Here is a 12,881-nt window from a genome sequence, read left to right as displayed (position 1 = left end):
AGAAAAGATTCTTTGTTTTTGAGTTTGAGAGCAAAAAAAAGAAAAAAAATTCCTCTAATCTGTATCCGTTCAAAAAAGTCGGGAGTTTTTCTTTAAACGTAAGCGAACAAGCACTTGTTTGGCTACTTCCCTGAAAAAATGAGCGGATATAATACTCTAAAGGCAAGTTTAATCATCAGCCTCTTCCGCTCCGTCCCAATTTGAAGGTGGAGGAGTTTTTAAATATAACTGGCTCTTCTTTTTATACAGTTGTGAAGCTTTATCTTCCGGAAAGTTTTCCAGAACTTTTTCAAACAACTCCAGAGATTTTCCGAAGTTTCTTTTTAAATATTCTTCAAGTCCTTCCTCATAAAAGGCTCGAGTTTTTTCCAACTTTACCACTTTCGTCAAATCAGAACTGTCCAAAATTTCATAGATTGATACTGTGGATTCCTTTCCTTTCACCTTCACTCTTCCGATTCTTCTATAGTGGTATTTATCCGGCCTTTTTATTTTTTTAAAACTAAGCTCACTCACAAGTATCGTAGAAGAATAAAACTTGGTGAGTCCCTCCATTCTGGAAGCAAGGTTTACTGCATCTGAAATTACAGTTCCATCCATCCGTTCATCATCACCTATAGTTCCGAGCATTAAAGTTCCTGTATGGATTCCTATACCAATTCTTATTTCCGGAAAGTTTTTCTCCTTTCTTACATAATTAAGTTCTTTTAGAGCTACGAGCATTGCCAATGCAGAATCCAGGGCATCTTCTACATTTTCCGGGAAAAGTGCCATAATAGCATCACCAATATACTTATCAATAAAGCCTCTATTTTTTCTAATAGCAGGACTCATCTTTTTTAAATAAGAGTTTATGAATCCAAAATTATCTCTGGGACTCAAATGCTCTGAGAGTTTTGTGAAGGAACGAATATCAGAAAAAAGAATCGTCATTTCCTTCTGAACCTGTACACCAAGGTAGACATCTAAAATGCTTCTTTTACCTAATTGGTTTAGGAATTCTATCGGAACAAAACGACTATAAGCAAGGTTTGTTTGCTTTAAATTTTCGGATAGTTCTTCTACATCAGAAAATGCCCTGGAAAATTTTATAGATAACAAATATGATTGAATGAATATGAATACAAAGAGTCCGAAAGGTAAATAATATCGAGTTTGTAATAAATTTTGAGAATATAAAATATCATTCATACCGGTTCCTATGAGAGTAAAAATCCCTATAAATGATATTAAAGCTCCTTCTCTTTTTCGATAAATAGCAAGAAGAAAAGCTGAAATGATGTATATCGAATTTATTAAAAAAAATACTTCAAAGGGGATCAAAGAATGCGCGTATATTTTTGCAGGTGTTATAAGAGTAAGAATGGAAATAATTCCATGAAATAAGATGGATATATAAATTATGGTTTTATTAATATCTTTCGGATAAAGGCTTCTTGCAAAAACAAAAAATACAGGAACTGCAAGATAAATGGATAAATATTCTATCTTGTTCCCAAGTTCCCAGGGCATGGAAGGAAATTCATAATGTAGAAATCTTTCCCCTGTTACCATTAAACGAAATGCAATGCAAATGCAGAAAAATCCAAAGAAAAGGCTGGAGAAATCTTTTTTTCGTAATGAATACAGACCAAAATGGTATAAACCTATAATAGTTATACTCCCCAGTAAAAAAAGATCTGTAAATAAGCGATTCTGCCTGTAATCATGGACTTCCTGATAATTACCTAATCTTACGGTTTCCCATAATCCTCCCTTATAATGAGTAAAGTTAGCCACTTCAACTACCAATTCCATTTCTTTCGGTAGGTTTTTTAAACGACTAAAACCCGGGAGAAATTGGGGTTTTGATGTTTCTACTGAAGTTCCTACAAGTCCATTTTGACGAATTTTTTCTCCGTTTATCCAGAGATTATAAGATGTTCCCGTATCCGGAATATGTATAGCCAAATCATCTCTATCTATTGGCAGCTTAATCCGTAATCGATAACTCCCGTATCCGAATGCTTTATTCTCAGTTTTAATATTACTAATATATGCATTCCAAATATTTGGCACCTTAATTTGAATAGCTTCCAAATTTGTACTATCCGTTTTATTTGTATAAAGTAATACTTCACGAAAAAACTCCCATTCTCCATCCAAATTAAGCATTCCATTTTTCTCAAAACTCCAATCGCTTAGGTCCAAAACACCTTTTATGGCTAATGGAGATGGACGAAAAATTTTCTTATCCGTACAGGAAAAACTAAGGAATAAGGAAAAAAACATTAGAATTATAAGTTTATTTCTCATAATACCTGTTATCAAGACTCTACTCATATATAAATTAAATGAAATATTTATAGTAACATCTATCTCAATTTATATCGACCATTTTTTATTAAAAGAAAAGATTCTTTGTTTTGGAGTAGGAAAGCAAAAAAATACGAAAAAAAATCAATTTTCTCTCTTATCTTATAAAGTGAGAAGTAAAATCTTATAAGATTGGACGATGTTCTTTTCGGGATAGGGTAAAATTGACACCAGTGTTGAAAATTTTAAATGAAAACAGAAGGTAAATAAAATGAAAACTCTAATAACAAGCTTAATTTTCGGTCTTTTCCTCTCTCTCCCGCTTCTGGCAAGCGGATCCGGCTCTTCCTCTAAGCCTCTTCAGAATTCTTATCCAATCGTTCTTTCTCACGGTCTTTTTGGTTGGGGAGATTCTGACTCTAAGGCTGTGGTAAGCATTATTGATTATTGGGGTGGACTGGATGAATATTTGCGCTCCCAGGGAGCAGTGGTTTATGCTCCTACGAAATCAGCCACCCAATCGAATGAAATCCGGGGGCAGCAACTCAAGGAAAAAGTTCTGGTCTGGATGGCCGCCAAAGGTGTGAAAAAAGTTCATGTGATTGGTCACTCACAGGGAGGTCTGGATAGTCGCTATATGATTTCCAATTTAGGTATGTCTACTTATGTGTCCTCTTTGACTACTGTCAGTACTCCTCATTATGGAAGCCCTATTGCTGATATTGTAAAAGCCGTTTTACCGGATTGGATTGAACCTTTTGTAAGTAAGGTTCTGGGAGTGGTTACAAAATTAATTTGGAGTGGAACTGATCAGGATGGAATAGCTGCCCTGGAATCCTTAACCAAAGAGGGTCTTTCTGCGTTTAATTCCTATACTCCAAATTCTTCCGGGGTAAAGTATTTTTCTACAGGCTCTCATATCACGATTACTGATATAGTTCAACACCCTCTGATGGGAATTTTACATCCGATTTGCGGTCTGGGTGGTTCCTCGGGCGGACAGGGTTTTGCTAATGACGGCCTTGTTCCTTTAAGTTCCCAAAAATGGGGAACCTGGCTGGGTGAACCCAATTGGAACTGGTTTGCTACCGGTCTGGATCACCTGCAAATGTCTAATACCTTTAAGTCCGGTGAATGGTCTTTTGATGTAGAGGGTTATTACCTTTTTATGGCTAAGAATGCTATGAATAAACAATAAAACATTTTTTCTCCGATTTTTAGTTTGCTGTAACAGGAGGTGCTTTCATCTCCTGTTATTTTCTTTGAAAAAAAATTTCTTGCTATATAGAACTTCTTAAATAACTAATTCTAATTCATGTGGTTTGCTGTACGTTTTTTCCTGTATGGACTCTGTTTTCTTCTTGGAATCATAAACATGCAGGCAAAAGAAGTTACCGACCTCAGTTCTGTTGATTTTCGAAATCAAATCATAAAGCTGGATAAGAATTGGGAGTTTTATTGGCTTCAAATTCTTGAACCCGGTGAATTTTCTTTTGACAAAGTAGAAAAAGCAAAAATAATCAGTCTCCCTCAGACCTGGAAAATTCCGGGAAAAGGTTTTATGAGCCGAAAGGAAGGCTATGCAACCTACCGCTTACATATAAAATTACCCGAAGAAAAAACTTCTTATGGAATCTTTTGTCGAGCACAGTCTACAGCTTTTCGTATTTATGTGGATGGGCAGCTCCTTCATGAAAGTGGTAAGGTCGGGAAAAATGTAAAGGACTCGATTCCCAGTTTTTTACCTGCTGAAGTATTTTTTACTCCCAGGCAACAAGAAGTGGAAATACTTATACAGGTGAGCAACTTTGATTTCAGGGTGGGAGGGATTCGTTATCCTATATATATCGGGAAACAGACTAAAATCGTACAAATACACTTCAATAGAATATATCCTGAAATCTTTTTATCAGGTGCTCTTTTTATAATGAGTATCTATCATATTGGTCTTTTTATAATTCGAAGAACTGATAAATCTTCTCTGGTTTTTGCTCTACTCTGTTTTACTATTTTTATCAGGGTTACTGTATCTACGAATCGTCACCTGCTTTTCGGTCTGCCGCTTGCGAGTTATAGGAATATTTTGAAAATGGAATATTTTACTTTTTTTATAGCGGTACCCTTACACTTTCATTTTTTCCGTTGTATTTTTCCTTTAAATTTTCCCAGACCGATACAGGTCTTATTGTATATCCTATCTTTTACTTTTTCTTTTTTGAATTTAATTTTGTCTACAAGGTATATGAGTCTTCTCATTCCGATTTACCAGGTGATTACTATATCAACGATAGTTTATTTTATTTATTGTATCATCATGGCTATCCGGGAGAAAAGACGCTTTGCGTATCATGTTTTACTTTCCGGCTTTTTGGTTGTTATTTTTGTAGTGAATGATGTATTGCATTCGAATGAGCTTATATATACATTTTATCTGAGTAGCTATGGTTTTCTTATATTTATATTTTTACAGGCATATATTCTTTCCATACGCTTTTCTTCCTCTTTTTTAGAAAAAGAGATATTAAGCCAAAAATTAAGCGAAATAAACCAGAATCTAAAATTAAAGATTCAAGAAGCTATAGAAAAAAACGAATCTTACTTTCGACGCTTTTTTGAACTGGGAGTCGTCGGCATGGCGATGACCTCGGCTAACAAAGAATGGTTGTTTGTGAATGAGCATCTCTGTGAAATGCTGGGATACAGCAAAGAAGAGATTATGATGAAAAGTTGGATAGAGATGACTCATCCGGATGATGTCAATAAAAATGTATATCTTTTTGAGCAGATGTTAGTTGGAAAAACAGATGAATATAAAATGGAAAAACGGTTTCTTAAGAAAAGTGGTGAAGTGATTTATGTGCAGTTATCTGTATCCTGCTTTCGGAAATTAGATAATAGCATAGATTTTATTATTGCAATAGTACAGGATATTACCGGTTTAATTCATTCCCAGATTGAACTTCAGAAAGCCAGAGATGAGGCTGAACGAGCTAATCTGGCTAAGACGGAATTTTTAGCGATGATGAGTCATGAAATACGAACTCCTATGAATGGAATACTCGGAATGGCCAGTCTGCTTGAAAATACAAATTTGGATATAGAGCAGACTGAGTATTTAGACCTGATAAATCAGTCTTCTAAAAGTTTGCTTACAATTATTAATGATATTTTAGATTTTTCAAGGATTGAGTCCGGTAAACTCATGATAGAGGAGGTAAATTTTCAGTTACATGAGTATTTACAGGATACAATTAATCTTTTTATAGTGAAGTCGAAAGAAAAACAAATAGAGTTTCAATTACAAATTTTTCCCGGTGTTCCGGACTGGGTTTGTCTTGATTCTACCCGACTCCGGCAGGTGCTTTTAAATTTATTAGGGAACGCTTTAAAATTCACCGAAACGGGTTTTGTTGTTTTGAAGGTGATGGTTGAGTATCAAAACGATGGATTTATATTACAGTTTGAAGTAGAAGATACAGGAATCGGAATTTCAGATACCAAGAAAAGGAAATTGTTTCAGCCCTTCTCCCAGGGAGATTCTTCTATGACCCGAAAATTTGGTGGGACAGGACTCGGTCTTGTGATTTCTAAGAAACTGGTGGAAATGATGGGAGGACATATTTGGTTTAAAAGTCAGGAGGGTAAGGGAAGTACCTTTTATTTTACGATTAAAGCAAAGGATGGAAAACCCGGGAATGCAGAAATAGAACCACAGGTGCAGCGAGAAGCCATACATGAGAAAGCGAATATAAACATATTGGTTGCAGAGGATAATCCGATAAATCAAAAATTATGTCTGCGATTATTCCAGAACATGGGCTTTAAAATAGAACTTGCCTGGAATGGGCGGGAAGTAATGGAAAAACTACAGGAGAGAGAATACCAGCTGATTATAATGGATATTCAAATGCCGGAGATGGATGGAGTAGAAACCAGTATTGAAATCCATAGGATCTATGGAGAAAAACGCCCCTATATCATAGCCTTAACCGCAAATGCAATGGAAGGAGATAAGGAGAAATACCTGCAAAACGGGATGGATGATTATCTCAGTAAGCCTATAGACGTAAATCAGTTGGAAGAAACAGTCGAATACTGGTGTTCTCACCTCGGAAAGCCAAAAAATGTGCTGAAAAAAGACGATTTTTCCTAAATTATTTGTAAAGGCATTCGATACTAACAGGGAGAGGTAAACGAAGAAATGCTCAGAGGAATTTATACAGGTTCAAATGGAATGATAGCCCAGCAAACACGGATGGACGTGATTGCCAATAACCTCGCGAATGCCGATAAAACCGCTTTTAAACGCGATTTAACCCTGTTTAAAACCTTTCCTGAGATGCTAATCCACCGTTATGATGAAGACGGTCTCGGCACAGTTCCTATGGGTTCTTTCGATACTTCTCCTGTTGTTGGCAAATTGGGCCTCGGAACCGAGGTAAACGAGGTTTATACTCGATTTGAGCAGGGGGCTGTAAAAACTACCAATAACAATTTTGACATTATGCTTCAGGATAGACCCGGAAGTGAGAAACCGGCATTTTTTAGCGTAATGACTAATCGAGGAGAGAGACTTTCCCGTAGCGGAGCCTTTGTTCTCGACACCCGCGGTTATCTTGTAACTCCCCAGGGCTTTCCTCTTATGGGAGAGAATGGACCTATAAAAGTAGGCCGCAATAACTTCCTGGTGAAAGAAAACGGAGAGGTCTATATCAATGCCGAACTGGGCAATGACCCGGTGGAAGGAAGCACAAGCCCCGATCAGAACCGTTACGAAACACCTGTTCTTCTCGATAAAATAAAAATTCGCACGGTAGAAAATCCGAGACACCTCGATAAAGAAGGGGATTCCTTTTATAATGATACACCGGAGTCCGGTGAACCTATGCCTTTCGCAGAAGGAACAGAGCCTTCGGTCATGCAGGGATATTTAGAAGCTTCTAATGTAAATGTGGTCACAGAAATGGTGGAGATGATAGAAGTAAACCGTGCCTACGAAGCCAATGCAAAAGCCCTGCAAACCCATGACTCCTTACTCGGTAGATTAATTAACGAAGTAACCCGTTAACGATTGCCTACCCACTTCACTCACAAACCCCAAAGCCGAACTTTGGGGTTTAGTAAGTATATCCCAACCCAGAGCCTTTAGATTCGCAAAGAACGAAAATTCGTTTAGGTATAGTGGTGCATACTCAGGACTAATATAGCGGTAAATCCTAAAGGCGGTTTTTAAGACCGAATTCCTGCCCTCGGCTAACTGGTTATGTACCCCATCCTGAGACCAGCGGTCTTTAGCGAACCTACTGTATTTACCTTTCTTGGAGTGATTCACCGCCCTGTAGTTAGGGTAAATGCGGTTTAGAAAGGAATAAGCTTCGTCCGTATATATGGGACATTCTTTGGGAACCGTGGCTTTTATTAGGGGTAAAAGGGTATCGGCGGTTTGATCCTGGATAGCATCGTAAAAGACCGCTCCATTCTGGAAAGCTATAGTATGCACTAAAGTTCCAATTTGCTTACCACCTAAACTATCCGAAAGGTATATAGAAGCGGTTTGTCCCGAATGCTTTCTACGTTTACGGCCTTTATTGGCTCTCTGGGAAGCCGAATACAGCACTACAGAATCGGCCGAGCTTTTACCATTGCCCTGGTGTAAGGGCAATTGGTAACCCTTAAATTCGGTTTGTAAGGTATTATATAGCACTTCTCTAAGTATGGTGAGGCTATCCGAAGCGAGTAGTTGTAAACGTCTTTTTAAGAGCAAGGCTGAATTGTAGCTGATGTTTAATCGTTTTACCCATTCGGTAGCCGGAACTACTTTAGGATATTGTAAAGTAGTTTCCATAAGTGCATAGCCGAACATCCAGTAGGGTAGTTTAAACCTATGCAGGGGAGTGTATGCGTATATAGAGATTTGTTTATGGCATTTAGTACACCTATAGACCCCCCTTCGGTTTTTTATGGGTTTTAGAGACCCGCAGCATTTTTTGGGGTATAGTTTCTGGAAGGTTTGTTCGGTTACGGTTTCGAAGGCTTCTATTCCGGGTAGGTTTTTTAATTGTACCCCGCCTGGGCTTGTAAATGGGCTATTGGGTGATTTTGTGAGTGATCTAAGGGGGTGATCGTTAATGATTGCCTACCCACTTCACTCACAAACCCCAGAGCCGAACTTTGGGGTGTAGTTAGTATATCCCAACCTAAAGCCGCTGGGCTTTTTTATAGAACTAAGAGAGACTAAATTCTTTCTGGAAGGTACTATTGGAAAATCCTTAGATAATGACAGAGAAAAGGAATAACAACGTAAGTACTGAGACTCACTTCGCTTATCTCCTTTCATAGAAAAAAGGTATACATGACAGTCCTTTTTTTCCCAGCCATCCGGCAAAGTATATTCGGCCTGTCCCGAAGTAGTTAGAACTTCTGTATAAATTACTTTATTCCGAGCCTGGTTAAAGATACAGATAATCGTCTTCTGTTCTCTGGCTACATCTTCTTCTACTTTCCAGGAAAGTTGAAGGCTTCTTCCTTTTGCATTTAAGTGTAAGTCGGAAAGCTCTTCCAGACTTCCCTCACTCAGACGAAGAGAACTGTAATTCAGACATGTAAGACCGTTTAGGACTTGTAAATGTTGCAGGTTCAGACTGTTGAACCTGCCTTTTCTTCTGCTACCATCTTTATCAGAAAAACCTAAATGAATCATCTCTTTAAACGCTTTTGCTGTTTTCTGAAAACGACCGAATCTACTTTCATTCTTTGCCTGTGCCGGAGTAGTAGGGACTTTTCGCCGCATAATCTTTCGTCTGATGTATGTTTTACCATTCCGCCTGTAAAACGTAACCGTATCGATACTGCCCCTGAGAGCCGAAAAAATAGTGTTTTCAAATAAAGCCATGTTTTTCTCCTTGGGAAAAAGTTTTAGATAGCATAAACCAGAGAGCAAGCGATAAATCTAAAATAGGGAAGGGGAATATAAGAAAAATCGCAAAAATTAGGGAAAAAATCCACTTTTCCCTTCCCCAAGCCGGGCTTCGGCTCGATTCTCTAGCTCAGCCGGCAGCGACTCCTGAGCGTACTTCGACGAGCTTCGCTTGCGGCTCCTGAGCGAATGAAATGAGCCGAAGGACAGCAACCGGATGAGAAGGAAAAGTCGAAGATAGGAGCCTATAAGGTCGAAGATGGGAGCTTTTCATGAATTCCGACCGACATCAGACCTGTTCTTTAGAGCCGGGAATTGACCGGGATCGGGTAAGGTTAGTCAAGTGGGAAATTATTTAAAATTTATTAATTGTAGTTGATTTATTTTAAATAAGTTAATTTTGTATATATTGTTACATGCTATGAAAAAACAACAATTGCTTGAGTTTCCAAATCTACATCAAGAAAAAATGACTCTATCTCAGCTTGAGCAGTATCTTTCTAAGGCAGCCTGGATTTTAAAGGGCCCGGTGGATGCTTCCGATTTTAAGGTATATATTTTTCCACTCCTTTTCTTTAAAAGAATTTCTGATGTATATGATGAGGAATTTAAACAGGCACTGAAAGAGTCTGAAGGAGATGAAGAGTATGCTTCTTTACCGGAATTTCATAGGTTTGAAATTCCTAAGAATTGCCATTGGGAAGATGTTCGGAAAAAAACATCCAATGTAGGAATTGCTATACAGAAAGCCCTTCGAGGCATTGAGAAAGCGAATCAGGAAAAACTGTATGGAATTTTCGGAGATGCTGCCTGGACTAATAAAGAAAAGTTACCGGATACATTGCTGATTGATTTAATCGAGCATTTCTCCAAATACAACTTGTCTAATAGTAGTGTAGAACCCGATATGCTCGGTCGGTCTTATGAATATCTGATTAAACATTTTGCTGATTTGGTTAATAAGAAAGCCGGAGAATTTTATACTCCCCGCTCGGTAGTTCATTTAATTGGTTTAATTGCAGATGTAAAAGAAAAAGAAACTGTCTATGATCCAGCCTGCGGAACCGGTGGAATGCTTTTAGAGTCTGTAAATCATCTAAAAGAAAATAAAAAGGATTATAGAACTCTAAAATTATACGGACAGGAAAAAAATCTTACTTCGAGTTCTATAGCTCGGATGAATATGTTTTTACATGGTATTGAAGATTTTGAAATTATCAGAGGGGATACATTAAACGAACCGAAGTTTTTTTCAGCTGATGGGCTTCAAACTTTTGATTGTGTAATTGCAAATCCACCTTTTTCCTTAAAATCCTGGGGAGCAAAATCATGGTTGAATGATCCTTACGGAAGAAATATGGCAGGAACTCCACCGGATAGCAATGGAGATATGGCATGGGTTCAGCACATGATTTCTTCAATGAAGCCAGAATCCGGTCGCATGGCGATTATTTTACCACATGGAGTATTATTTCGCAAAGCTGCGGAAGGAAAAATCAGACAGGCTTTGATTGAAAAAGATTTATTGGAAGCTGTTATTGGACTCGGTGCAAATATATTTTATGGAACACAATTAGCTGCCTGTGTTTTAATTTTCAAACAGAAGAAAGAAAAGAAGAAGCAAAGGAAAGTTTTGTTCATTGATGCTTCCGAGAAAATTCGTGTAGGAAGAGCACAGAATTTTTTAGACCCGGAGCATGTGAATGAAATATATAAATGGTATAAAGATTATAAGGATGTAGAGAATTATGTTAAGGTAGTTGAGTTATCGGAAATTCAAGAGAACGACTATAACTTAAATATTCCCTTATATGTGGAAAAAGTAATAGAAGATAATTTACCTTCTGTCGAAGAAGCTTTAGCCGATTTAAAACAAGCCTGGAAAGAAAGCCAAAAGGCAGATGATATGTTGAAGAAGGAGTTACAAGCTTTTGGCTGTTAGCGATTGGGGATTGGCTGTTGGCTTCTGTATTAGAGGAGCTAAAAGCCAAAGGCTAAATACTAAGGGCTATAACAGGGAATGGAAAATAAAAAAATTCGTAGAATCTGGCATGATGAATGGAAAGAAAGAGGGAGTTTAAAGTGAGTGGAGATGAATTAACTGAATTTCTTCTCTACACCGCACCGGATGGCAAGATAAAAGTAGAGTGTATTTTGCATAATGAAACTATCTGGTTAACCCAAAAGCGTATTGCCGATCTTTTTGGAGTGGGTGTTCCGGCTATTTCGAAGCATTTAGACAATATCTATCAGGATGGTGAATTATCGAAGGAAGCAACTATTTCCATTTTGGAAACAGTTCAACAGGAAGGTTCCCGCCAGGTAAAACGAAATCTGGAATTCTATAATCTGGATGCAATCATTTCTGTCGGCTATCGGGTCAATTCATCCAGGGCAACCCAGTTCCGTATCTGGGCAACAAAATTGTTGAAAGAATACATTATCAAGGGCTTTGCGATGGATGATGAACGGTTGAAAAACGGACGCTTTTTCGGAAAGGATTATTTTCGTGAGCTACTGGAGCGTGTTCGTTCGATTCGAGCGAGTGAAAGGAGAATTTATCAACAAATAACCGATATTTTTGCAGAGTGTAGTATTGATTATGATTCACGATCAGAAACCACTAAAAATTTTTATGCCCATGTTCAAGATAAGTTCCACTTTGCCATCACCGGTCATACGGCTGCGGAAATCATTTATTCAAGTGCCGATGCTGAAAAGCCATTAATGGGAATGATGACTTATAAAAATGCACCGGATGGACGTGTTTTAAAATCTGATACCACTGTTGGAAAGAATTATTTAAAAGAAGATGAGATAAAAAAACTGGAGAGAGCAGTCTCTGGATTTTTTGATTATATCGAACGCATTATTGAAAATCGCACGACCTTTACAATGGAAAGCTTTGCCGAAAGCGTAAACCGTTTTTTGGAGTTTAACGAGTATAGAATTCTCGAAGGATATGGTTCTGTCACTCGCAAACAAGCTGAAAAAAAAGCATTCGAAGAATATGACAAGTTTAATAAAACGCAACGAATCGAATCGGACTTTGACAAAGTAGTTAAACAACTAAAGAGTGCAACGAAAAAAGTTAAAACATCGAAAACTTCTAAAAAGAAAAAACCATGAATTATAATAGTCAATATATTATCTGACAGTCCGAGAATAAAAGAAGGACAGAAAGATAATATATTGACTATTATATATTAAGGAATCCAGAAGCATAAAGTCTTCTTCGGGAAGCCTGGTTTTATAAACCACATTGGTTTTATTACTGAACTTTTCAATTTCGAGTAAGCGGTAATACTTTACACCCCCAAGTTCCGTATAGCATATAGGTTTATGGTCTATTGTAAGGGTAGTTAAGGGAACCGCCATCAGGGTATTTTTCTTTTTTGGGTATAAGGGTTTTAGATTGTTTTTACGATTGTCCCGCCGATTTTTATTTATGTAGTGTATAAAGGTAGCTTTTGGGTCTCCTAAAAGTTTATTTAACCGGGTATAGGTTTTACCTTTACCCGAGACTATAAAGCCGGTAGATTCTCCCCGCCATTTATATTTACATACCTTATCCAGGTCTTCGGTATCTATGATAAATTCGGTATTGCCAGCGAGGACATAGGTTGCCATTCCGTCGGTACGGAACTGGCAATTATTTTTCTTATGATAT

9 protein-coding genes are annotated in these 12,881 nt (G+C 37.6%); 5 read left to right on the top strand and 4 right to left on the bottom strand.

The genetic code is table 11. The annotated features are described in order from the left end of the window. Positions 1–168 precede the first annotated feature (168 nt). Positions 169–2,295, bottom strand: coding sequence for an adenylate/guanylate cyclase domain-containing protein (locus tag H7A25_11015; GenBank protein MCP5500426.1), 2,127 nt, complete (start codon positions 2,293–2,295; stop codon positions 169–171). A gap of 271 nt (positions 2,296–2,566) precedes the next feature. On the opposite strand from H7A25_11015, the gene H7A25_11010 reads away from it, so the two are divergent. From H7A25_11010 to H7A25_11000, 3 genes are all read left to right on the top strand, one after another. Next, entirely contained in the window at positions 2,567–3,493 is a 927-nt protein-coding gene (locus H7A25_11010) for a lipase (protein MCP5500425.1), read from the top strand. 117 nt (positions 3,494–3,610) lie between these two features. Beyond that, complete coding sequence (locus H7A25_11005; protein MCP5500424.1) at positions 3,611–6,448, top strand: response regulator; 2,838 nt, start codon at positions 3,611–3,613, stop codon at positions 6,446–6,448. Positions 6,449–6,496: 48 nt separating this feature from the next. Further along, the gene (locus H7A25_11000) at positions 6,497–7,363 is read left to right on the top strand and encodes a flagellar hook-basal body protein (GenBank protein ID MCP5500423.1); all 867 of its coding nucleotides are present in this window, start codon (positions 6,497–6,499) and stop codon (positions 7,361–7,363) included. Here H7A25_11000 and H7A25_10995 read toward each other — a convergent pair. Together H7A25_10995 and H7A25_10990 are read right to left on the bottom strand one after the other, a co-directional pair. Beyond that, positions 7,340–8,140, bottom strand: coding sequence for a transposase (locus H7A25_10995; GenBank protein ID MCP5500422.1), 801 nt, complete (start codon positions 8,138–8,140; stop codon positions 7,340–7,342). The two genes, H7A25_11000 and H7A25_10995, sit on opposite strands and share 24 nt — an antisense overlap. Positions 8,141–8,440: 300 nt before the next feature. Continuing rightward, a complete protein-coding gene (locus H7A25_10990) occupies positions 8,441–9,187 on the bottom strand; it encodes a hypothetical protein (GenBank protein MCP5500421.1) in 747 nt (248 codons plus the stop codon). Positions 9,188–9,632: 445 nt separating this feature from the next. Here H7A25_10990 and H7A25_10985 point away from each other — a divergent pair, with 445 nt between their 5' ends. Together H7A25_10985 and H7A25_10980 are read left to right on the top strand one after the other, a co-directional pair. Then, on the top strand, positions 9,633–11,153 hold the full coding sequence (locus tag H7A25_10985) for an SAM-dependent DNA methyltransferase (protein MCP5500420.1): 1,521 nt from the start codon (positions 9,633–9,635) through the stop codon (positions 11,151–11,153). A gap of 116 nt (positions 11,154–11,269) precedes the next feature. Beyond that, a complete protein-coding gene (locus H7A25_10980) occupies positions 11,270–12,340 on the top strand; it encodes a virulence RhuM family protein (protein MCP5500419.1) in 1,071 nt (356 codons plus the stop codon). An 18-nt stretch (positions 12,341–12,358) separates the two neighbouring features. Here H7A25_10980 and H7A25_10975 read toward each other — a convergent pair whose 3' ends face one another. Further along, positions 12,359–12,841: a hypothetical protein gene (locus tag H7A25_10975; protein ID MCP5500418.1), complete on the bottom strand. Its 483-nt coding sequence runs from the start codon at positions 12,839–12,841 to the stop codon at positions 12,359–12,361. Positions 12,842–12,881 lie beyond the last annotated feature (40 nt).

This window comes from Leptospiraceae bacterium, assembly GCA_024233835.1.
Lineage (GTDB): Bacteria > Spirochaetota > Leptospiria > Leptospirales > Leptospiraceae > JACKPC01.
This window is presented reverse-complemented; position numbering and strand designations above follow the sequence as displayed.

Coding starts and splice junctions, on each gene's coding strand:
- H7A25_11015 (MCP5500426.1), bottom strand. CDS start 2,295: ATGAGAAATAAACTTATAATTCTAATGTTTTTTTCCTTATTCCTTAGT.
- H7A25_11010 (MCP5500425.1), top strand. CDS start 2,567: ATGAAAACTCTAATAACAAGCTTAATTTTCGGTCTTTTCCTCTCTCTC.
- H7A25_11005 (MCP5500424.1), top strand. CDS start 3,611: ATGTGGTTTGCTGTACGTTTTTTCCTGTATGGACTCTGTTTTCTTCTT.
- H7A25_11000 (MCP5500423.1), top strand. CDS start 6,497: ATGCTCAGAGGAATTTATACAGGTTCAAATGGAATGATAGCCCAGCAA.
- H7A25_10995 (MCP5500422.1), bottom strand. CDS start 8,140: ATGGAAACTACTTTACAATATCCTAAAGTAGTTCCGGCTACCGAATGG.
- H7A25_10990 (MCP5500421.1), bottom strand. CDS start 9,187: ATGGCTTTATTTGAAAACACTATTTTTTCGGCTCTCAGGGGCAGTATC.
- H7A25_10985 (MCP5500420.1), top strand. CDS start 9,633: ATGAAAAAACAACAATTGCTTGAGTTTCCAAATCTACATCAAGAAAAA.
- H7A25_10980 (MCP5500419.1), top strand. CDS start 11,270: ATGGAAAGAAAGAGGGAGTTTAAAGTGAGTGGAGATGAATTAACTGAA.
- H7A25_10975 (MCP5500418.1), bottom strand. CDS start 12,841: ATGGCAACCTATGTCCTCGCTGGCAATACCGAATTTATCATAGATACC.